Consider the following 22,827-nt stretch of genomic DNA (forward strand, 5'->3'; position numbering starts at 1 on the left):
TAGCATTTAGAATGCTGTCTTATACCCGTCATACTTGAAGTTGCATCTGCGTTGGCTGCACTCACTCACCCCAGATTCGTAGGTCGGGTAAGGCGTAAGCCGCCACCCGACGCTATCTTCAATTGTGCTTTATACAAAAAACTCTTTGCAGGATAACGATTTGTAAATCATTATTTGAAATGTGGTTTCACTTTCCCCCCAAGGTCAATCTTGAACTTAAAAGCAGCACTTCATCAGCGCGTGGCAAAAACTCGCTGGTATACCAGACGGAAAAGCGATCGAGTCCTGTTCTGGCGCGAAATTACACCCCTTGCGGTGCCTATCTTTCTGGAAAATACCTGCGTCCTGTTGATGGGCGTTCTGAGCACCTTCCTGGTGAGTTGGCTGGGAAAAGAGGCGATGGCGGGCGTTGGGCTGGCCGATAGTTTCAACATGGTGATCATGGCATTTTTTGCGGCGGTGGATCTCGGGACCACCGTTGTGGTGGCCTTCAGCCTCGGCAAGCGTGACCCAAAACGGGCGCGTGATGCGGCGCGCCAGTCGCTGATCCTGATGACAATTATCGCCATTGGGCTGGCAGCGGGTATTCACCTGGCGGGTGAGCACGTGATTAACGTGATTGCCGGTGCCGCAACGCCGGAAGTTAAAACCCTGGCGCTCTCGTATTTACAAACCACGGTCTGGAGTTACCCAGCGGCGGCGATTGCACTTATCAGCAGCGGCGCGCTTCGCGGGGCAGGGAACACCAAAATCCCGTTACTGATTAACGGCGGGATGAACATCCTCAACATTATTATCAGTAGCTTACTGATTTACGGGGCGCTGGGCTGGAACGGCCTGGGCTTTGTGGGGGCCGGGTTAGGCCTGACGATTTCTCGCTATATTGGCGCTCTCGGTTTTATTTATGTGCTGGTGGTGGGGTTTGCCCCGTCGCTGCGTATTTCACTAAAAAGTTATTTCCGCCCGCTCAAAATCGGCATTTTATGGGAAGTGCTGGGGATTGGTATTCCGGCGAGTATTGAGTCGGTGCTGTTTAATGCCGGGAAATTGCTTACGCAGATGTTTGTCGCCGGAATGGGCACCAACGTGATTGCCGGTAACTTCATTGCATTTTCGATTGCGGCATTGATTAACTTGCCCGGCAACGCCCTCGGTTCGGCCTCCACTATTATCGTGGGTAAGCGTCTGGGCAAAGGGCAAATTGGCCAGGCTGAACGGCAACTGCGCCATGTGTTTTGGCTCTCAACGATTGTGTTGACGCTGATTGCCTGGGGAACCGCGCCTTTTGCCGGATTAATGGCGTCGTTCTATACCCATGAAGATGATGTAAAAGAGGTGGTTAAGGTACTCCTTTGGTTGAATGCGGCATTTATGCCAATTTGGGCTGCATCATGGGTTTTACCCGCCGGTCTGAAAGGCGCTCGCGATGCACGTTTTGCCATGTGGGTTTCGATGATCAGTATGTGGGGCTGCCGCGTGGTAGCGGGCTATGTACTGGGAATTGTGCTGGGGATGGGCGTGATTGGCGTATGGTTCGGCATGTTCTTTGACTGGACGCTGCGCGGGGCGCTGTTCTACTGGCGCTTGGTCAGCGGGCGCTGGCTTAAAAAGTACCCACGCCTCAAAAAAGAACCCATTACGCGCACAGAATAGTGCTGTTTTCGGAACTTATAGGTGTTTTTCAACAATTCCCGGCCTGTTAATGACGCTCGCCGGGAATTTTTTTATTTAAAACCTTGATATTTATCACCCTGCTATGTCTCGTTTTTAATAGTAACGTAAAGTTACTAGCTGTTAATTATTCTAAAATGTTATTAATTGCCACGAGCAATGAGTTTAATGAATGTAACAGTGAGCAGAGGTAGTGATGAGTACAACGACAAGGAACACGGAAGGTCGTCTGATGACAGGGTTTCTCAACGCGGTTGAGAAAGCAGGGAATAAGTTGCCCGAACCCGCTTTGATCTTCTTCTATTTTTTATTAGTGGTAATGGCGCTCTCCGCGGTGCTCTCTTCCGTCGATTTTGATGTGGTCAACCCGGTCACCAATGAAGCGGTAAGAATTAATAACCTGCTGTCACCAGAGGCGCTGACCGTCACGCTTTCTTCGATGGTTACCACCTTCACCGGTTTTGCGCCGTTGGGTATTGTGCTGGTTGCGATGCTGGGTGTGGGCGTGGCGGAAAGCTCTGGCTTTATTAATACCGGCCTGAAGAAAATGCTGCGCGTAACGCCGAAAAAACTGTTAACCCCAATGATTATCTTCGTCGCGATGTTTAGCCACGTGGCGGCAGATGCGGGTTACGTTCTGGTGATTCCATTGGGCGCGATTATCTTTATGTCCGCCGGGCGTCACCCGCTGGCGGGGATTGCGGCGGCGTTTGCCGGGGTATCCGGCGGTTTTGCGGCCAACATGGTGCCAACCGGGAACGACGCGTTATTGCAAGGCTTCACGCAGGCTGCAGCGCAGTTGCTGGATAACACCTATACCGTGAACACACTGTGTAACCTGTTCTTCGGTATCGGTTCAACGGTGATGATTACCCTGGTAGGTTGGTGGGTGACCGAGCGTATTGTTGAGCCGCGCGTGTCGAAGCTGGAAATCGACGGCGATTATCAGCATAACGAGGACATGAGCAGCTACAGCGCTCAGGAAAGCCGTGGTTTTAAAGTCGCGGGCCTGGTGATGATGTTAGGCCTGGCGGGGCTTGCAGCGCTGGCATGGCCGGAAACTTCGTTGCTGCGTAGTGCAACGGATGGCTCTCTGACGAGCTATGGCGCGCCTATCATGAAATCCATCGTGCCGTTGATTTTCCTGATCTTTATTATCCCTGGGATTGTTTACGGTTTTGTCGCGGGCACCTTTAAAAGCGGGAAAGATGTCATCACTGCAATGAATGAATCTATGAGCAAGATGGGTTCCTACATGGTGATGGCCTTCTTCTGCGCCATGTTTATCAAAGCGTTTGGTGATTCCAATATTGGGACGTTGATTGCGCTGGCCGGTGCCGACGTGCTGAAAACCATGGAGCTGCCGGGTGAAGCGACGATCATCGGTATGATTATGCTGACGGCGGTAGTAAACCTGCTGATTGGTTCTGCTTCTGCAAAATGGGCGCTGTTATCGCCAATCATGGTGCCAATGCTGATGGCGGTGGGGATCTCCCCGGAGCTTACCCAGGCGGCTTTCCGTATCGGTGACTCCACCACCAATATTATTACTCCGCTGATGGTGTTCTTCCCGCTGGTGGTGGTGTATTGCCAGCGCTATGTGAAATCAACCGGTGTGGGTACGTTAGTGTCGATGATGATGCCTTACTCGGTGATCTTCTTTATTTGCTGGAGTATCTTCCTGCTGGTGTGGTGGGCGCTGGGGCTGCCGTTGGGGGTTAACGCACCTTATACCTATCCAATTCAGTAAGATACGGTGGATGACGCTGCGCTTATCCACCCTACGATCACGTAGGTCGGGCAAGTGTAAGCGCCACCCGACATAACGAACACTAATTATTCTGGCATCAGGCGCTGTAGAGCATCACAGCGCTGTTTTACCGCCTGATGCAACAGCCGCACCCTGGCTGAAAGCTGTTTGCGATGCGGGCAAATCATATTTAACGGGACGCTGTCGCCTTGGTACTGAGGCAGAAGAATCTTCAGGCGGCCCTCGCTCACATCTTCGCTAACATCCAACCAGGATTTATAGGCAATCCCTTCGCCTGCAACGGCCAGACGGCGAATAACTTCGGCATCGTCACTCATCATCGCGCTTTTAACGGCGACATGGTGCGTGTCGCCCTCCAGGTTTAACGTCCATTTGTCATACACTCGCCCGCGAATCGCATAGGTGAGTGCATCATGCTGCACGAGTTCACTGATGTTTTTCGGTTCTCCGCAGCGTTCAAGGTACGATGGGGCCGCTACGATAACCCGATGATTATGCGGCGCCAGCGGCAGCGCGACATAGGAGGCGTCGTCATTGTTGCCGTAACGAAAAGCCACATCGACCGGATCTTTAAACACATCGGTCACCTGGTCAGAAAAGAGGATTTTCAGATGCAGCGCCGGATGTTCACGGCGAAAGGCCTGAAACACCCCCAGCAACATATTACGCCCGAGGTCGGAAGGCACAGCGATTTGCAGCACGCCTCGCACTTCGTCCGTTGCGGGCTGGATTTGCTCAAAGCCGGTTTGCAAAGATTGCAGGGCGCTGATGGCATACGGCAACCAGGTTTCACCTTCTGGTGTCAATCTCAGGCTGCGAGTGGAGCGGGCAAATAATCGGATATTCAGGGTTTGCTCAAGGCGCTTAATAGCGGTGCTAACCTGCGCGGGCTGCAAGCCTGCCTCACGCGCGGTATCACTAAAACTGTTTAACGCCGCTGCCCTGACAAACAAAGTGAGGTCTTCCAACCTGAGCATTTTAACTCTCCGAGTATAAGTGTTGTTTTCTGTGGCCTGGTTTTCGCCACCATTATTCCTTGTACCATGTGTTTAGTCACTCGATGAACCCTTTACTGTCTGGAGCACCCATGAAAGCTATCGCGATTACTCAAGCCGCTCAGAATGGCACCAACCTGGAATTTCTCAGCGAGATTACCTTACCGACGCCTGTCGCATCAGGCCACGATTTGCTGGTGGAAGTGAAAGCCATTTCTGTTAACCCGGTGGATACCAAAGTCCGCGCCGGTTTTAGCGCCGAGCAGCCGCGCATTTTAGGTTGGGATGCGGTGGGCGTGGTTGTAGCAACCGGCGAAGCCGTCACCCTGTTTAAGCCGGGCGATGAAGTCTGGTACGCCGGTTCGCTGACCCGTCCTGGCAGTAATAGCGAATTTCAACTGGTTGATGAGCGCATTGCCGCGCTGAAACCAAAATCTATCGATAACGCATCTGCCGCAGCGTTGCCTTTGACGGCGATTACCGCCTGGGAAATGCTGTTTGACCGCCTGGGTGTGGAAGAGAATGGCAGTGAAAACGATGTGCTGTTGATTGTGGGTGCGGCGGGTGGCGTGGGTTCTATTCTTACGCAACTGGCACGCAAGCTGACCAACATTACCGTTATCGGTACGGCATCTCGCCCGCAAAGCCAGAAATGGGTGTCCGAATTGGGGGCGCATCACGTTATCGATCACAGCAAACCGCTGGCAGAAGAGCTGGCGCGTGTTGGCGTGAAAAATGTCACGCATGTCGCAAGCCTGAATCATACCGAACAGCACTACAAACAGTTGATTGACGTTCTGGTGCCGCAGGGGAAACTGGCGCTGATTGACGATCCTGACACGCTTGATGCCCGCCCTTTGAAGGTGAAAAGTATCTCGTTGCACTGGGAGTTTATGTTCACGCGTTCGATGTTTGAAACCCGCGATATGATCGAGCAACACCGTTTGTTAACCCGCGTGGCGGATTTGATTGACCAGAATGTGCTTAAAACCACGCTGGGTGAACATTTTGGCACCATTAACGCGGCAAACTTGCGTCGGGCTCATGAATTAATTGAAACCAACCGTGCGGTGGGTAAAATCGTGCTCGAAGGCTTCTAATTCTATAAAAATCATAATGAAATCAGTGAGAGACACCATGGATATTATTCAATCAGCCGCATCACGCTATTCAACGAAAGCGTTTGATCCGAGCAAAAAAATCAGCGAAGAAAACGTTCAAAAAGTGAAGGATTTGCTGCGTCTTAGCCCGTCCAGCACCAACTCGCAGCCGTGGCATTTTATTGTCGCCAGCAGCGATGAAGCGAAGGCGCGTATTGCGAAAGCGACCTCCGGTTTTTATGTGTTCAACGAGCGCAAAGTGCTGGATGCTTCCCATGTTGTGGTGTTCTGCGCGAAAACCGCAATTGATGAAACGCATCTTTCTAAACTGCTGAGCCAGGAAAACAGCGATGGCCGTTTTGCCAGCCACCAGGCGATGGAAGGGCAGCACAAAGGCCGCTCTTATTTCGTGAATATGCACCGCTTTGATTTAAAAGACGCGCAGCACTGGATGGAAAAGCAAGTTTACCTTAACGTCGGGAACTTCCTGCTGGGCGTCTCCACACTCGGTATCGATGCGGTACCCATTGAAGGTTTCGACGCGCGTATTCTGGATGAAGAGTTCGGCCTGCGTGAAAAAGGCTTCACTAGCCTGGTTATCGTGCCTGTTGGCTACCGTAGCGCGGAAGACTTCAACGCGGGTCTGCCAAAGTCGCGCCTTGAGTTCAGCGAAATTCTGACGGAGTGCTAAAAATGTCTGACAATACGCTGTCGATTATCGCGGTGCTGAAAGCTAAAGAAGGCAAACGCGAAGCGCTGAAATCTGCTCTACAGGCGTTGATTTTACCGACTCGCCAGGAAGAGGGATGCCTGGATTACGCCCTGTTCCAGCTTCAGGATTCACAGGATGTGTTTTACATGCGCGAGTCCTGGAAAGGGCAGGAAGCGCTAGATGCACACATCGCGCTGCCACATTTTCAGGCGTTTGTGCAGCAGATGGATGATTTACTGGCAGAACCTTTGCAACTGGTTCGTTTGAATGCGGTAGAACCATAACGGGCTGGCTTTGAGACTGATAACAAACCTCATTGCTGCATGATTCCGTAGGTCGGGTTAGCGTCGCGACACCCGACAACACCGCATTAATTGGTGGATGACACTATCGCTTATCCACCCTACAAACTGCGTCGTACTTTCTGGCGCTGAAAAGCAAAAAAGCCTGCTTAGTTTCCTAAGCAGGCTTTCGAATTTGGCTCCTCTGACTGGACTCGAACCAGTGACATACGGATTAACAGTCCGCCGTTCTACCGACTGAACTACAGAGGAATCGTTTGAACGAGGCAAATAGTAACGTTACGTTCAAAAAGAGTCAATGACAAAAATAACATGTTGATTCAAATGATTAAATTAAAATCAACTTGTTGAATTAATGCACCGTATTTCCCCCGGATGCCGTTATGTTTTCACTCTCGCGCAGGCGTAACAACGGGTCCTGACCATAAAACAGGCAAAAACGTTGATAAAGTGAAGGGAAGCGCGGGGCGAAAAGCTCGGGCGCACTGAAAAAATATTCTGATAACACCGCGAAGCATTCGGCGGGTTCCGTGGCAGCGTAAGCATCAATGCTGGCGGCATTTTCGCCCACCATATCAATTTCTTCCTGAATGTTGCTCATGGCGGCGTGAAGATCGTGCTCCCAGCCCGCGACATCGCGCAAGGCTATCAGCGGAATACCGCTGGCCCGGTCGCCGTTACGCATATCCAGTTTATGAGCCACTTCATGGAAGACGAGATTAAACCCCGACGCATCAAATGAATCCTGCACGTCGAGCCAGTTGAGAATAATCGGGCCTTGCTGCCAGCTTTGACCGGATTGCACCACGCGTTGGTTATGCACCAGGCCAATATCGTCTTCCCATTCGTCGTCGACCACAAAGGGAGCGGGGTAGATAAGGACTTCGTGGAAGCCATCCAGCCACTCAATGCCCAATTCCAGCACCGGCAGGCAGAACAGTAATGCGATACGCGCACTTTTCAGGTCATCAAGTTCGAAACCCTGCAAAGGGACCAGGCGCTTTTGCTGTAAAAAACGATCGGCAAGCCGCACCAGTTTTTCTTGCTCGGCGGGGGTGAGCGTTGCCAGTACCGGAATGGCTAAAGCCTGTTCCCACGGCAATGCCGTGACAGCAGATGAATCACTTGATTTCCAGGGCCACTTAATCATGTTACTCGCTCGCAAAGTCATCTCTTGAACGGAAAACTACTATACCCGAAATAATTCGGGCTGCATCAAAGTGGCGGGTGATTACATCCAGAACGTGAAGCGTGACGGGTAACGAGGGGATTTTAGTGCGATGAAAGCAACAAAGCCCGCAGATGCGGGCTTTAAGATAAGGCATAACAGAGGGGAAAACTTAGAACTGGTAGATCATACCAACGCCAACTACGTCATCGGTAGAGATACCCATGCTTTCATAGAATTCGTCGTCTCCATCCAACAGGTTGATTTTGTAATCAACATAAGTGGAGAAGTTTTTGTTCAGATAGTAGTTCGCGCCAATGGAAACGTATTTAACCAGGTCTTTGTCATTCCAGTCGCTGTTAGGTGCGAAGTCTTGAGTGAGGTCTTTACCTTTAGATTGCAGGTAAGAGATTTCTGGACGCAGACCGAAGTCGAACTGGTATTGGGCGGTTACTTCAAAGTTTTGGGTTTTGTTGGCTACACATGAGCCACAGTTATCGTCACTGCCAACTGAAGTCATGTTGCGTGTTTCTGAATACATGGTTGCCAGATAGATATCGTTAGCATCATATTTCAGACCCACAGTCCAGACATCAGCTTTCTCACCTTTAGCACTACTGCGGGTCTGTTGTTCGTTGGTACGATCAGAAGATGCGTAGGCAGCACCGGCACTAAAGCCCATACCGAAATCGTAAGTTGTAGATGCACCCCAACCGTCGCCATTGTCTTCACGCAAATTGTTGAGTTCGCGATTACCCGTGCCTTCTTGGTCAAACAAACCATTTGAACCTTCGTTAGCACCTTGATACTGGATAGCGAAGTTCAGACCGTCAACCATACCGAAGAAGTTAGTATTACGGTAAGTGGCAACGCCGTTAGCACGGCCAGTCATAAAGTTGTCGGCGCGGGTGTAGGAGTCGCCACCGAACACTGGCAGCATATCCGTCCATGCTTCTACGTCATACACTACGCCATAGTTACGACCGTAATCGAATGAGCCGTAGTCACCGAATTTCATACCCGCGAAGCCCAGACGGGTGGAGCTCTGGTTGCCACTGGTTTCTGTGTCGTCTGCCTGAATGTTGTATTCCCACTGACCAAAACCAGTCAGTTCGGAGTTGATCTGCGTTTCGCCTTTAAAGCCAACACGAACATAAGTCTGATCGCCATCGTCACCTGCGTTATCAGAGAATTGATGACGCGCATCAACTTTACCGTACAGATCCAATTTATTGCCGTCTTTATTATAAATCTCTGCCGCGTGTGCAGAACCCATAGCTAATAAGGCAGGGATTACTAATGCCAATGCTGTTCTTTTCATTTATACATTCCTTGAAATCATAATCATTATGAATAATAAGTTGCATTAAGTCCTCGACAACCGCAGCAATCTTATTACAGGTAGTTCAATTTATTTATCACTAAACGTGTAACTGAATTATTTGAAATAAGACAAATTGTTTCACAGTAAATACCGCTCATCTATTTGATTTTATTGGATTTAATAAAGGTAGGTGCGGATCTTTAATATATTTTATATATGTATATTATTTTTTAGATATAAAAAAATAATCATATTTTGAATATATAAAAGTTGTTATAAGAAAATATCTCCCATCAAAAGTTGCTTGCTGGTTCATGTTTAATTGCTGCTGTATTTAATATTAAAAACTACTTTGTTAATCCAAATCTCGGGCGGCGAATAAATAACCTAATGTAATGGCAATGTTATTATGATGAAAAGACAATAGGGTAGGTAAGTGGTATTAAGAAAATTCCTAACGAAAACGTGGCATTAGGGCTGTTAAGGAAGAGCAAAAATATGATAAAAATCACATTCGCAGATGGATGACCCATCGGAATACACAAGCTAATCGATTGAGAGAGTTATGTCAGACGTTATGGATGCGAAACCGACCCGAACTCCGGGTGGCAAATTGGCGCTGTGGTTGTTCTATGGATTTTGCCTGTACACGGTTTGGGCCGTAGCGCGCTATTTTTGGGTGGTTAGCGATGTCACCGAAGGTGATATGGGAACACTCGGGGGCAAACTGCTCGGCGCCTTAATGGGGCTGCTGGTTCTGGGTTCCGTGGCGGCTTTGTTAGGCTGGCTTGCCTGGTACACGCGTGCCAGGTAAATAAAATCGTGCCAATGTGGGTTATTGCCGGGGGTAAACTTGCTAATTTTGTGATCCTGTACTCATATTAAGTACCGGGTCCAGCTACGAAGTAAGGAGTACGTATGCCGATAGCCCACTGGCAAGCGCGTTTTGAAGAGTATCTGCACCGTCACTGGTTGCAGGACGATAAAGCCCATGATGTGGCGCATTTTCGCCGCGTATGGAAAACATCACAGCAAATCATGGAAACCACGGAGGCTGACCGCCTGGTGGTGCTAACTGCCTGTTATTTCCACGATATTGTCAATTTGCCGAAGAATCACCCCGAGCGCCATCTCGCTTCCACCCAGGCCGCACAAGAGACGCTGCGTATTCTGGATGCACATTTTCCCGATTTCCCACACCCGCTGTACGATGCAGTAGCTCATGCGGTACGTGCCCACAGCTTCAGTGCTGGAATTGCGCCGCAGACCCTTGAGGCGAAAATTGTCCAGGACGCTGACCGGCTGGAATCGTTAGGAGCCATTGGCCTGGCGCGAGTGTTTTACACCTCCGGCGCATTGGGTCGCCCGCTATTTGATAGCGAAGATCCCCTGGCTTCCGGGCGTGAACTGGACGACGCAACCTATGCGCTTGACCATTTCCAGAAAAAATTACTTAAACTCCCTGATACTATGCAAACCGAGGCAGGGCGCGCCCTTGCTCGCCATAATGCCGATTTTTTAGTGAATTACATGGCCAAACTTTGTGCCGAACTAAAAGGCAATTACTGCGATATTGACCATAATGTCGTTCAGCAATTTGCTCCGCAAATACATTCCGCCTGATAATTTCTTTAAAAACAAAAGGGATGCCCGCAACGCTTGCGGGCTGTTCTGATTCTCTCTGGGTCAAATCAGTGATAGAGTCGCACTCTCTTTTCCCCTGAAATGGTTCATGATGAACGACCTCGACGCAATTGCCGAACAACTCTCCCAGCAAGCAATCCTTCAGCAACAACAGCAACTGGAAGATGATTACGCGTTAGTGAAGCGCATTCTGGAAATCTACGACCAGAAAACTGTGGCACATCATCTACGTCAGGTTAGCGGTGACTGGACTCGCGAATCACTTAATCGCTGGTATAACCGTAAATCTTCGCCACGTATTTTGACGGCTGCGGAAAGCAAAATGCTGCAAAATATGCTGCCGCCATTACCCGCGCACCATGGAAAATATGCTTTTAAATTCGTTGATTTATTTGCCGGTATTGGCGGGATCCGCAGCGGGTTTGAAGCAATTGGTGGGCAATGCGTATTTACCAGCGAGTGGAATAAACACGCGGTGCGTACCTATAAAGCCAACTGGTATTGCGGCGCTGAGAGCCATCAGTTCAATCAGGATATTCGCGATGTTACCCTCAGCAACCGCGATGATGTCAGCGATGAGCAGGCCACCGCGCATATTCAGGCTATGTTGCCGGATCACGACGTACTGCTCGCGGGCTTCCCTTGCCAGCCGTTCTCCCTGGCTGGCGTGTCGAAGAAAAATGCGTTAGGCCGCGCGCATGGCTTTGCCTGCGAGACACAGGGCACGCTGTTTTTCGACGTGGCTCGAATTATCGATGCGAAACGCCCGGCAATTTTTGTGCTGGAAAACGTTAAGAATTTAAAAAGCCATGATAAAGGCAATACGTTCCGCATCATTATGGAAACGCTCGACAGCCTGGGGTATGAAGTGGCTGACGCGGCAATAATGGGGGCGGGGGATCCTAAAATTGTTGACGGTAAAAATTTCCTGCCGCAACACCGCGAACGCATTGTGCTGGTGGGTTTCCGTCGCGATCTCAATCTTCATAAAGATTTCACCCTGCGCAAGCTCAGCGAGTTATATCCGCCGCGCCGCCCTTCCTTTGGGGAGTTACTGGAGCCGACGGTGGATGCCAAATATATCCTGACGCCGACGCTGTGGAAGTACCTTTATTACTACGCCAAAAAGCACCAGGCGAAGGGCAACGGTTTTGGTTATGGTCTGGTCTCGCCTGAAGATCCAGCCAGCGTGGCTCGCACGCTGTCTGCGCGTTATTACAAGGATGGCGCTGAAATTCTTGTTGATCGCGGGTGGGATAAATCGCTCGGGGAAGAAGATTTTGATAATGCTGAAAACCAACTGCGTCGTCCGCGTCGTTTAACGCCGCGTGAGTGTGCGCGTTTAATGGGGTTTGAAGCGGTGCAGGGGAATGCGTTCCGTATTCCGGTTTCGGATACGCAGGCTTATCGGCAGTTTGGAAATTCAGTCATCGTGCCGGTTTTTGCCGCCGTGGCGCGTTTACTGGAATCAAGAATTGCTCAGGCAGTTGAAATAAGAAAATCTAAAAAATAAACCACGCGAATTGATATAAAAAAAATCCCCTCCTGAAATACATCAGAAGGGGATGGATAACTTACTTAACGCTTATCAGAACTTCACTTTCAGATTCAGGTTCAGGCCTTTGTCAGACGCGCCGTCTTCTTTCCAGTTGTAGGCATCCATCGCCAGAGACGTATTGCCCTGGCTGTAGCTGACGCCGACCTGAGACAGGCTGTTCACGCCGCCGCCTTTCTGGCCGTCATCCACACTGAAGCGCTGGCCGGCTGCACCCTGCAGGGAGGCAGACCGTGCGCTCTTGCTGTAGGAGAGGTTAGGGCCACCTTCCACGCTGGCCGTCGCTGCCCAGCCGTTCTTACCGGCATAGGTCAGTTCCATTCCGGCGATGGCATCAACCGCGGTTTCGCTGCCTGCATCCATTTTCAGGTTGTAGTCGTTCGCACCGGTTTCGTTCACGCTGCCGTCACGGGTGTGACGCACTTTAGCGCCGACGGACGGTTTGAAGTTCAGCGTGTCGCTCAGGGCAAAGCCTTTGCTGAACTGGCTCTTCAGCTCCATATACTGCTGGGTATTTTTGGAGTCCGCCACTTCGTTCACGCTGCCGTACTGGATAGAGCGGCTGCTGTCGAGCTGATGGTTGTCATAACGCAGGGCGTTATTCCAGCTCATCTCGTCGCCGAGGTCCATGTGATGCTCCAGACCGAAGAACTGGCTGTAGCCGCCGGTCAGGCCGTTGTCGCCTGCGGATTTCACATCGCCGTTACCGTCCAGACGGGCAATACCGTACTGCAGTTTCAGGGTCTGGCTGTCAGTCAGGCTCAGCTTCTGGCTCAGGGCCATCATGTCGTACTGGGTGTTGTTGCCCAGTTCGGCACGTTTGTCGCCTTTCGCCACCACGTTAAAGCCGAGGCCGCTTGAGGTTTCAATGGCGCTGTCAGCCAGCATGGTGAAGCGGTTGCTCAGGACTTTCGCCTCGTTAAACGCGGAGGTCGCCTTGCTGCCGGAAAGCTGCTTCATGGCGTTGGTGACGTCTTTTGCCGTTTTCAGGTTCAGGCTCTGGTAGAGGGCGTTATTGGTGTAACCCGCTTCCAGTGCGCCCGCCACGCTGTTCACGCCAGCGTCGGTGACCACGTCGGTGTAGGCCTTTTTGGTCATGGTGACGTCCACGTTGCCGCTGGCGTCAGTTTTGCCTTCTGCGCTCCAGACCACAGAGTCAGCCTGGATGTTTTCCGCACCCTGGATATCGGTCCCCTGGAAGACGTTATCGAAGGTTTCGGTTTTCGCAGCGCTGCCTTCAGTGAAGCCGGTATCGACGGTGACGCCGGAGACATCTACGTTGCTGCCATAGAATTTACCCGCAGAGCCATCAGCATTGGTACCCACGCTGTAGCCTTTAAGAAGCGCTGGCGCACCCGTCACCTGCGACTGCGGCGTGCTGCCCATATGGACATTACTGTTATCAATGGCGCTGCCCATATAGTTGACGGTGCCTTTGTTAACAATCTGGCTGCCGGATTTGCCGTCGGTATAGAATGCGCGGCCAATATCCGTGTTGATATTAATCACACCGGAGGTGTCGTTGATGGCTTTACCACCATTCATGGCTCCCAAACCAACCAGTTGCGCCTTTGAGCCATCGCTGACGGTAGCCGCATCGGCTGTCAGGGTAATCGTGCCCTGGTTAGTGGCCGTGCCGCCGCTAAGGGCAAGCATACCGAAGCCGGAGTTATTGACGGTAATATTTCCTTTGTTAGTAGCGCTAACATTTGTACTACTACCTGAACGAGTTGAGCCAGCGACCATTCCCGCCCCACGATTGAACGAAATATTATCAGCTACCGTGTAAACAGTTTTATTTATAGCATTTCCATTAACATCTTCTCCAGGGCCGAATCCATCAAGATTAATTGATCCATTATTTAGTGCCTGAGTAGTTGTTTGACTTGCACCAAGTCCATATAACCCCGCGCCTTGCATGACGATGGTTCCGTCATTATTAACACTGGAATTTGAACTAGTAGCGAGAACGCCATACATAGTATTACCGTACGAGCCAACTGGGAACTGATCATCGGCGCCGATAGACTTAGGATTTACATAGTTTTTGAGTTCAATGGTACCCGTGTTAGATGCGGTTGAGTTATTTGTTGCATTAATTTGTGCTCCTTGGGTTGCAATGCCTGTTCCATTACTTGTCCATTTGATGGTGCCGCTGTTTACCACGGAGGCACCGTCAATTGACTGCATTATCATTCCACCGTTAGACGTGCTGGTGAGAAGGCCCGCGTTTTCTATTTTTGTACCAACGCCAGTTGCTTTAATTGCTGACGCCCTTTGATACGCATCACCATCTTGTGTTTCGAATGAAATATCTGTTTTTGAATCTGAAGTAAATAAGACATTCGCTCCTTTTTTGGCATCAACTAAAATACCAAATTGTATCCAGTCGCTATTGTTTATAAGAGACGACTTTCCACTGATCGAGACAGAGTTAGCACCGTCAACGATAAGACCACGTACAGTGGGGGTGTAACCGTTATCTGTTCCCAAGTCATCCACTTCAGCATTGATACCCCCCGTAACATTAACTTCATTTCCCGCCCCGGTTACAGTAAGGCCTGTGAAGGCGCCCGTGCCATAAGCGTTACCAATATTACCAATGGAGCTTACGCCGATAGAACCGCCAACATCAACATTGTTATTAGAGCCGGTGATGGAAACGCCATACGCACTACCATTACGTTGAGCAGTTTTTTCAGTCGAGAAGGCGAGTTCTTCATTCGCCAGAGTAACGTTCCCTTGCAGGTGGACGTTACTATTACTACCGTTGACAAGCACACCATTGCCAAGCTGAAGTTGTCCGCTGCTATTTTTTACAAATGTGACATTCACATTGCCATCAAGGGTAACATCTGCTTTATCACCGCCAATAACTGCGCCGGTGGCATTATTGGTCACATTAATGTCACCGGTGTTTTTAAAGGTGGTTTTCTCATCCGCGCCATCATTGATCGCGGTAATATTAATCCCGATGGAATTTAAATCCTGAACAAAGATTTTCGCTGCTGTATTTACCGTGGCGTTATCACCCGCAACATCCACACCGTGAGCAGCATTTTTGACATAAATATCGCCCGCGATGGTCGCCGTGGCGTTATCGCCGGTAATGGTTGCCAGGGCAGAGCCTGTGCCGTCCACATTTGCGGTTGCGTCTTCAATGGTGATTTTGGCGTCGTTGCCGTTAACGACCACGCCTTTACCGCCGCCGGTCACGTCGATTTTGGCTGGTTCTGTGCCGTCGCCTTTGATGGTGACGGCGGCATTGTTGCCGTCCACTTTGGTGCCCGTTGCGCCATCGGCAACGGTGGTGTCACCCTGGGTATTTACCTGCGCGTTATCGCCGGTGATCACGGTGCCCGCTGAACCTGTCCCGGTTGCGGTGGTGTCGCCCTGGTTATCGACTTTGGCGTCTTTACCATCAATTTTGGTACCGGTGCCGCCGTCGGTCACTTCTGTGTTACCGGTGTTATTGATTACCGCGCTGTCGCCGGTGATGTCGATGACAACGGAGTCTGCGCCTTTAGCGGTGCTGTCGCCTTTGTTGTCAATTTTCGCGTCGTTACCGTCAACTTTCGTGCCGGTGCCGCCGTCGGCCACATCGGTTTTACCGGTGTTGTCGATAACTGCGCCATCACCTGTGATCACGGTACCCGTTGAGCCGCTGCCGCTGGCAGAGGTGTCGCCGGTGTTGATGACGTCAGCACCGTTACCGTCGATCTTAGTGCCGGTACCGCCTTCGGTGATGTCGGTTTTGCCGTTGTTGTTGATGACAGCGTCGTCACCTTTAATTTCTGTGCCAGTGGAGCCACCGCCGGAGATGGTGCTGTCGCCTTTGTTATCGACCTGGGCGTCTTTACCGTCAATTTTGGTGCCGGTACCGCCGTCGGTAATATCTTTTTTACCGGTATTATCCACAACAGCGCCGTCACCGGTGATGTCGGTTACCGTTGAACCGCTGCCGCTGGCAGAGGTGTCGCCGGTGTTGATCACGTCCGCACCGTTACCGTCGATCTTAGTGCCAGTACCGCCTTCGGTGATGTCGGTTTTACCGCCGTTGTTGATGACGGCGTCGTCGCCTTTGATCTCTGTGCCGGTGGAGCCTTCGCCGGAGATGGTGCTGTCGCCTTTGTTATCGACCTGAGCGTCTTTACCGTCAATTTTTGTGCCGGTGCCGCCGTCGGTCACGTCGGTTTTGCCAGTGTTGTCCACGGCTGCGCCGTCGCCGGTGATGTCGGTGCCCGTAGAGCCGCTGCCGCTGGCAGAGGTGTCGCCGGTGTTAATGACGTCTGCGCCGTTACCGTCGATCTTAGTGCCGGTACCGCCTTCGGTAATGTCGGTTTTACCGCCGTTGTTGATGACGGCGTCGTCGCCTTTGATCTCAGTCCCGGTGGAGCCTTCGCCGGAGATAGTGGCGTCGCCCTTGTTATCGACCTGGGCGTCTTTACCGTCAATTTTGGTGCCGGTGCCGCCGTCGGTGACGTCGGTTTTACCGGTGTTGTCCACGGTTGCGCCGTCACCGGTGATGTCGGTGCCCGTTGAGCCGCTGCCGCTGGCAGAGGTGTCGCCGGTGTTGATCACATCCGCGCCGTTACCGTCGATCTTAGTGCCGGTACCGCCTTCGGTGATGTCGGTTTTACCGTCGTTATTGATTTTGGCGTCGTCGCCTTTGATCTCTGTGCCGGTGGAGCCGTCGCCGGAGATGGTGCTGTCGCCCTTGTTATCGACTTGGGCGTCTTTACCGTCAATTTTGGTGCCGGTGCCGCCGTCGGCGATGTCGGTTTTGCCGGTGTTGTCCACGGCTGCGCCGTCGCCGGTGATGTCGGTTACTGTAGAGCCTTCGCCGCTGGCAGAGGTGTCGCCGGTGTTGATCACGTCTGCGCCGTCGCCGTCCACTTTGGTGCCGGTGCCGCCTTCGGTAATGTCGGTTTTACCGTCGTTGTTGATGACGGCGTCGTCGCCTTTGATGTCGGTCCCGGTGGAGCCTTCGCCGGAGATGGTGCTGTCGCCTTTGTTATCGACCTGGGCGTCTTTACCGTCAATTTTGGTGCCGGTGCCGCCGTCGGTGATGGCGCTGTCGCCGCCGTTGATGACTTTGCCGCCGTCGCCGGTGATGTCAGTCCCGGTGGAGCCTTCGCCGCTGGCAGAGGTGTCGCCTTTGTTATCCACGACGGCGTCGTTACCGTCCACTTTGGTGCCGGTGCCGCCGTCGGTCACGTCGGTTTTACCGGTGTTGTCCACGACTGCGCCGTCGCCGGTGATGTCGGTTACTGTAGAGCCTTCGCCGCTGGCAGAGGTGTCGCCGGTGTTGATCACATCCGCGCCGTCGCCGTCCACTTTGGTGCCGGTACCGCCTTCGGTGATGTCGGTTTTACCGTCGTTATTAATGACGGCGTCGTCGCCTTTGATGTCGGTGCCGGTGGAGCCGTCGCCGGAGATGGTGCTGTCGCCTTTGTTATCGACCTGGGCATCTTTACCGTCAATTTTGGTGCCGGTGCCGCCGTCGGTGATGGTGTTGTCCCCGCCGTTGATGACTTTGCCGCCGTCGCCGGTAATTTCGGTGCCGGTGGAGCCTTCGCCGCTGGCGGTGGTGTCACCTGTGTTATCCACGACGGCGTCGTTACCGTCGACTTTGGTGCCGGTGCCGCCGTCTGTTGCGCTGGTGCCGCCGCTGATTTCGGTGGTCGTGCCGTCGCCGTCAACGATTGTGCCTGCGCTGCCCTGGCCGGATGCGCTGGTGCCGGTGTCAATTTTGGTGTTTGTGCCGTCGCCTTCCACCACTTTGGTGTTGGCGTCCGCATGGATAAATTTACCCGCAGCATCGTAGGACCAGTAGAGGCCCGCTGCATCTTTGCCTTTAATCAGTAGATCGTTATTCGCGTCCACAGACCAGTTGGCACTGTTGGTGTACAGCACGGAACCGTCTGGTGCGGTCAGGGCATAGCGATCGCCGTCCAGGGCATAGCCGTAGGTGACGCCGCCGATCTGCAGAGTTTTGGCGGTTTTGTCCAGCAATGCGCCATTGGCATAGGAGACGGTTTCATGCGCCGGGTCCGGAACGGGATCTGGAATTGGGTCTGGATCTGGAACGGGGTCTGGAGCTGGGTCTGGAACCGGATCTGGGTCTGGCGTCGGGTCTGGAGTCGGGTCCGGATGATGGCTGGAGTCATCACCGCCGCCACCGCCGCCACCGCCGCTGGCAATGGCTACAATACCTGCTACCGCGGCGGCTGCGCCACCGGCGATCCATTCCCAGGTTGTCTCTTCTTCAACGGGAAGACATTTCTTAGGCAGTTTTGCTTTCTGCTCTTTCGTTAAAACAGTGCCTTTTGCGGGACAGGTTTTGTCTTCGATTTTTGCTTTATGTTCTACTTCCGGTGCGGCGAAGGCATTATTGCCAAGCGCAAGGGCAATACATAATGAAAGAACTTTCTTTTGCATATTCATGATAATTTCCGTTTTTGCTGAAAAGTCATCGTCTTAAACGGCCTGTTATGAAAGACGGCATTGCCCGACCGGAAAAGGTAAAAGTCGGGAGGGGTGTCATAGGCATAATTAACGCAATTAAATATTAATTAATTACGTTACGAGTATGTCTGGCTTTCATTAAGAGCGATTGCTGTGAGAAGGATTAAATCTCGGGAAGGAGAATATCACGGGGGAAAAAATAAGATTTGCCTTAATCTGTAAGGAGGCTGAATTGATTCTTTAAGTAATTCTAATGCCAATTGTCTTAATTAGTCATTTAGTGAAACTTAATGATGGTGATGCAGACTTAAAGGTTTTATTAATTTACTATTGTTCAGGTAAGCGTATTTTAACTCCCCACCCATATTCATTTAATCAGGTTATTTATGTAATCACTAAATGGATAATTATGTAGCCCAGGAAACAATGAACATTAAATTACTGAAGTTAAGCTCGTATGCTTTGATCCTGGGTGTCTTATCCAGCGGGGGCGTTTCAGCCTCGTCCGTTATGGCCAGCAGCTTCCATTATCTGGACGACCCCTCTTCACATTTAGCAGGGCAACCTGCATCGGATAGCCTGCCCGAAATGGGGACTTCTGCGGGCAGCACGCTGAGTGTGGATCAAGAAATTAAAATGGGCGATTTTTACGTGCGGCAACTGCGGGGCGCGACACCCATTATTGATGACCCGTTGCTGGTTGAATATCTTAATGCTTTAGGGCAAAAGTTAGTTAGCAATGCTAAATCGGTAAAGACGCTATTTCATTTTTATCTTGTGAATAATACCGAGCTTAACGCCTACGCTTTTTTTGGCGGGAATGTTGTTCTGCATTCTGGATTATTTGCCTCGACCGATGATGAATCGCAGCTTGCCTCAGTCATGGCCCACGAAATATCCCACGTTACCCAGCGGCACCTGGCGCGTGCCATGGAAGACCAGAAGAAGAATTCCCCTATGACATGGGCCGGGGCATTCGGTGCAATATTGCTGGCAACCGCCAGCCCGCAGGCCGGCATGGCGGCGCTAACCTCCACGCTTGCCGGTTCCCAGCAGGGGATGATCAGTTTTACCCAGGCTAACGAGCAGGAAGCAGACCGGATGGGTATTCAAGTTCTTCAACATGCAGGCTTTAACCCCCAGGCAATGCCGCTGTTCTTGCAAAAGCTGGCGGATAAATCATCTTTTTCCAGTAAGCCGCCTGAAATGCTGTTAACGCACCCGCTTCCTGAGAGCCGCCTTGCGGATATGCGCAACCGTGCGAACCAAATGCCCACTGTTTCACGTGCTTCTTCTTTAGATTTTATGCTGGCTAAAGCCCGCGTACTGACAATGTACAGCGAAAACCCAACGGCGGCCGACGAGTATTTACGCACCCTGAGTACCGGCAGCGCGAACGAGAAGCTGGCGGCAGACTACGGTTATGCAGTCCAGTACTACCAGGCAAAAAACTATCATGATGCAGAGGCGCTGATTCAGAAACTGTTAGCCGCCGCGCCTCAGAACCCCTGGTTCCTTGACCTCGCCACGGATACAGATATTGCCCAGCAAAAAGCCGAGCGGGCGGTCGAACGTTTAGAAGCCGTTAAGGCTGCCACTAAAAATAACCCGGTACTGATTTTGAATCTTGCCAACGCAGAAATTGAGTCTGGCATGTATATGAAAGCCGGTCCTCTTTTAGATAACTACACCTTCGCGCATCCTGCCGAACCTAACGGCTGGGAAATGCTCAGGAAGGTTGAAGCAATGGAGGGTAACAGAAGCAAAGAACTGGCCGCCTGGGCCGAGAGCCGTGCGCTGAGAGGCGATTTGGACGAAGCGATTAAATTGCTGACTCAGGCCAGCGCTATGGTCACTAAGGGCAGCCTGGAGCAGGAACGATATTCCGCCAGAATGGATCAGTTTAAAGATTTGCAGAAGACATTTAAAAACTACAAATAGAAACTACAAATAGAAACTCATTGATTACGGAAGGTCATAGTGATTCATCTTAAATTAAGTAAGGCAGAGATCGGTAGGATTCGCATTTTCAACACGGTGATGAAAACAAAAAGCATGAGCCAGACCGCGCATGCTTTGAATATTTCTCACTCCAGCGTCTATATGGCAATAAAAAAGCTACGGCTTTTATATAACGACGCGCTGTTCATTCGCGATAAAAAAGAGCTAATACCGACAGAGTTTGCAAGGCGTCTGCATACTGAAACGCTTGGGCTGCTGAAGTCTCAGTCAGAGGCACCGTCTGTCATTGATGAAACCGATCGTCCTCGCTTCATCTTTTCCTGTGCACCGCATATCGCGGCTACCGTTATTCCTTTGACCTATTTGCTGATGGAGGAGTCAGTTCCGTTTCCATTAGAGCATACGGCTCTGCCTGCATCACCTGAGGGCAGGGCAGAATTGTTGTTAAATAATAAGGCAGATGTCATTTTTGATTACGCGCCTATTGAGCATGACGATATTTTCTTTAAACGGTTATTTAAGGAAGATTACGCGATTGTCTGCCGAAAAGATCACCCCCGTCTTTCCGATTCCATTTCACTGAAGGAGTTTTGCCAGGAGCAACAGGCGGCGCTCGGGTCTTCATCCAGGTTTGATAATCTCGTCGAAGAGGAAAATACCGATAATGTGTTTTTCTGTAGCCACTATTATCTCGACCTGCTGGCCATGGTAGAGGTGAGCGAGGTAATTTGCGTCATTCCTATTAACATCTATTTGAAACTGCATGCGTCATTTAATATTAAGTCATTAAATTATAATTTCAGGCTGAACGTTAAAAAGACAAATCTGTATATCAACTATTTGAAAGATCCCACCCGGCGCAAAGACAAGGACCTTTTGCTGAAGAAAATAGAAAAGATGCGTTAATTTTGAAGACAAAGGTAGAGTTTATCAGGCGGAGAACGGAAATAGCCTTTTAAGGCATTCAGGCTATTCTCCTTCCCGTCGCGTGGTTTTAGATCTCTTTATATTTATTGAGTATTTCTAAAAGATCCTGGAAATGAGGGCTTTTTAAAGAGGCTTTATTGTAGGTGATGTACATCGTGACGGGTTCCGGGCAGAAGTTACAGTCCAGAACTTTGATGTTAAAGCTGGAAGCAAACTTTTCAGCAAACCACACCGGCACGAAACTGACTACATCGGAGTTTTCAACTATTGCAGCATTCACAATAATGGAGCTGCTGCTAAAGAAGAAGTTACGTTCACCTAAGAAGTCCATGATACCCGTCTGAGTGCGTTTGATGTTTTCGGAACCTGCATTTAATAAGGTAGAGGTTTCAAGCGCCATCTCTTCAAACGTCAGCGTCGTGTCTAATCGTGGATGATCTTTGCGGCAAATGGGAACGGTGCGCTCAACAAGATAAGGTTCCACTACGGTTGAAAAGTTGTAGTAAGGTTTGGTATCAAAAACGATATCTGCTTTTCGGTAGGTCAGGGCATCTTCGATAGTATCTAATAGCGCATCAGTGCTGATGTGGCTGATTTCGCAGTTAAGTTTTTCATTGAGAATCTCGGCGCTCACTTTTGGCAGAATACGCAGGGCCGCATAGGGCGTGGAATGAATAACAAATTTATTTTTCGTGGCCGTGTCTTTGAAGTAGTCCAGGCTATTAAGTAACTGCCCAAAGCCCGCCCGTAACTGAGTATGCAGATTTTCTGCCACGGTTGTTGCCACTAGCCCTCGACCTTCGCGAACAAATAACGGGTCGGAGAAAAAACTGCGTAACTTAGTCAGCGACTGGCTGACGGCTGAAGGGCTTACGCAAAGCAGTTCCGCTGCCTTAGAAACGCTTTTGTGGACATAAATAGCTTCAAAGTTTAATAGAAGGTTTAAATCAAACCCTCTGACTCTACTGATATTTGCAATAAGCGAGTTTTCTGTCATTTCATTTCCCTGATGAGTGATGTTTAAATCATTGGCTTCACTGCGTAACGCGTTCCAATAATAATAGCATAGGGCATAGCGGAATTATGCCTGTTCCGGATTTTTATTCAGCATTATAAGTTAAAAGTTGTTTATGGTGTTGATTTATCTCTCTGGTTTTTATAAGAAATTTTTTGGCGTAAGTTTGGCTTCACTAGTCATTAAGCCCATTTCACTTTGCTGATAAGAGTA

At 50.7% G+C, this 22,827-nt stretch carries 15 protein-coding genes and 1 tRNA gene; 10 read left to right on the forward strand and 6 right to left on the reverse strand.

The genetic code is table 11. The annotated features are described in order from the left end of the window. The first annotated feature begins 210 nt into the window (after positions 1-210). Complete coding sequence (locus AB1E22_RS17525; protein WP_367596502.1) at positions 211-1,653, forward strand: EmmdR/YeeO family multidrug/toxin efflux MATE transporter; 1,443 nt, start codon at positions 211-213, stop codon at positions 1,651-1,653. A gap of 250 nt (positions 1,654-1,903) precedes the next feature. After that, the gene (locus tag AB1E22_RS17530) at positions 1,904-3,421 is read left to right on the forward strand and encodes an AbgT family transporter (RefSeq protein WP_367596503.1); all 1,518 of its coding nucleotides are present in this window, start codon (positions 1,904-1,906) and stop codon (positions 3,419-3,421) included. A gap of 86 nt (positions 3,422-3,507) precedes the next feature. On the opposite strand, the gene AB1E22_RS17535 is transcribed toward AB1E22_RS17530, so the two are convergent. Beyond that, positions 3,508-4,419 carry a LysR family transcriptional regulator gene (locus AB1E22_RS17535; protein ID WP_367596505.1) on the reverse strand — a complete coding sequence of 304 codons (912 nt, stop codon included), beginning with the start codon at positions 4,417-4,419 and terminating at the stop codon, positions 3,508-3,510. 110 nt (positions 4,420-4,529) lie between these two features. Between AB1E22_RS17535 and AB1E22_RS17540 the strand changes: the two genes are divergently transcribed. The 3 genes from AB1E22_RS17540 to AB1E22_RS17550 are packed head-to-tail and all read left to right on the forward strand — an operon-like array spanning position 4,530 to position 6,533. After that, positions 4,530-5,537: a zinc-binding alcohol dehydrogenase family protein gene (locus AB1E22_RS17540; RefSeq protein ID WP_367596506.1), complete on the forward strand. Its 1,008-nt coding sequence runs from the start codon at positions 4,530-4,532 to the stop codon at positions 5,535-5,537. Positions 5,538-5,574: 37 nt separating this feature from the next. Next, positions 5,575-6,228, forward strand: coding sequence for an oxygen-insensitive NAD(P)H nitroreductase (gene nfsB, locus AB1E22_RS17545; protein WP_367596507.1), 654 nt, complete (start codon positions 5,575-5,577; stop codon positions 6,226-6,228). Positions 6,229-6,230: 2 nt separating this feature from the next. Next, positions 6,231-6,533, forward strand: coding sequence for a putative quinol monooxygenase (locus AB1E22_RS17550; RefSeq protein ID WP_367596508.1), 303 nt, complete (start codon positions 6,231-6,233; stop codon positions 6,531-6,533). Positions 6,534-6,727: 194 nt separating this feature from the next. On the opposite strand, the gene AB1E22_RS17555 is transcribed toward AB1E22_RS17550, so the two are convergent. The 3 genes from AB1E22_RS17555 to ompC all read right to left on the reverse strand — a co-directional run bounded on the left by AB1E22_RS17555 (position 6,728) and on the right by ompC (position 9,040). Continuing rightward, a tRNA-Asn gene (locus AB1E22_RS17555) sits at positions 6,728-6,803 on the reverse strand. Between the two features lie 100 nt (positions 6,804-6,903). Further along, on the reverse strand, positions 6,904-7,701 hold the full coding sequence (mtfA, locus tag AB1E22_RS17560; protein WP_367596509.1) for a DgsA anti-repressor MtfA: 798 nt from the start codon (positions 7,699-7,701) through the stop codon (positions 6,904-6,906). A 190-nt stretch (positions 7,702-7,891) separates the two neighbouring features. After that, positions 7,892-9,040: a porin OmpC gene (gene ompC, locus AB1E22_RS17565; RefSeq protein WP_367596510.1), complete on the reverse strand. Its 1,149-nt coding sequence runs from the start codon at positions 9,038-9,040 to the stop codon at positions 7,892-7,894. 580 nt (positions 9,041-9,620) lie between these two features. Here ompC and drpB point away from each other — a divergent pair. The 3 genes from drpB to AB1E22_RS17580 all read left to right on the forward strand — a co-directional run bounded on the left by drpB (position 9,621) and on the right by AB1E22_RS17580 (position 12,200). Then, positions 9,621-9,857: a cell division protein DrpB gene (gene drpB, locus AB1E22_RS17570; RefSeq protein WP_367597400.1), complete on the forward strand. Its 237-nt coding sequence runs from the start codon at positions 9,621-9,623 to the stop codon at positions 9,855-9,857. Positions 9,858-9,961: 104 nt separating this feature from the next. After that, positions 9,962-10,666 (forward strand): phosphohydrolase, encoded by a 705-nt coding sequence (locus tag AB1E22_RS17575; protein ID WP_367596511.1) that lies wholly within the window; start codon positions 9,962-9,964, stop codon positions 10,664-10,666. A 112-nt stretch (positions 10,667-10,778) separates the two neighbouring features. After that, positions 10,779-12,200, forward strand: a complete 1,422-nt coding sequence (locus tag AB1E22_RS17580; protein ID WP_367597401.1) for a DNA cytosine methyltransferase — start codon at positions 10,779-10,781, stop codon at positions 12,198-12,200. 75 nt (positions 12,201-12,275) lie between these two features. On the opposite strand, the gene AB1E22_RS17585 is transcribed toward AB1E22_RS17580, so the two are convergent. Then, positions 12,276-18,689 carry a hypothetical protein gene (locus AB1E22_RS17585; protein ID WP_367596512.1) on the reverse strand — a complete coding sequence of 2,138 codons (6,414 nt, stop codon included), beginning with the start codon at positions 18,687-18,689 and terminating at the stop codon, positions 12,276-12,278. A gap of 447 nt (positions 18,690-19,136) precedes the next feature. On the opposite strand from AB1E22_RS17585, the gene AB1E22_RS17590 reads away from it, so the two are divergent. Continuing rightward, positions 19,137-20,651, forward strand: coding sequence for a M48 family metalloprotease (locus AB1E22_RS17590; protein WP_437178392.1), 1,515 nt, complete (start codon positions 19,137-19,139; stop codon positions 20,649-20,651). 39 nt (positions 20,652-20,690) lie between these two features. After that, entirely contained in the window at positions 20,691-21,578 is an 888-nt protein-coding gene (locus tag AB1E22_RS17595) for a LysR family transcriptional regulator (protein WP_367596513.1), read from the forward strand. A gap of 88 nt (positions 21,579-21,666) precedes the next feature. Here the strand turns inward: AB1E22_RS17595 and AB1E22_RS17600 are convergent, their stop codons facing one another. Continuing rightward, complete coding sequence (locus AB1E22_RS17600; protein ID WP_367596514.1) at positions 21,667-22,596, reverse strand: LysR family transcriptional regulator; 930 nt, start codon at positions 22,594-22,596, stop codon at positions 21,667-21,669. Positions 22,597-22,827 lie beyond the last annotated feature (231 nt).

Source organism: Buttiauxella gaviniae, from assembly GCF_040786275.1.
Taxonomy (GTDB): Bacteria; Pseudomonadota; Gammaproteobacteria; order Enterobacterales; family Enterobacteriaceae; genus Buttiauxella; species Buttiauxella gaviniae_A.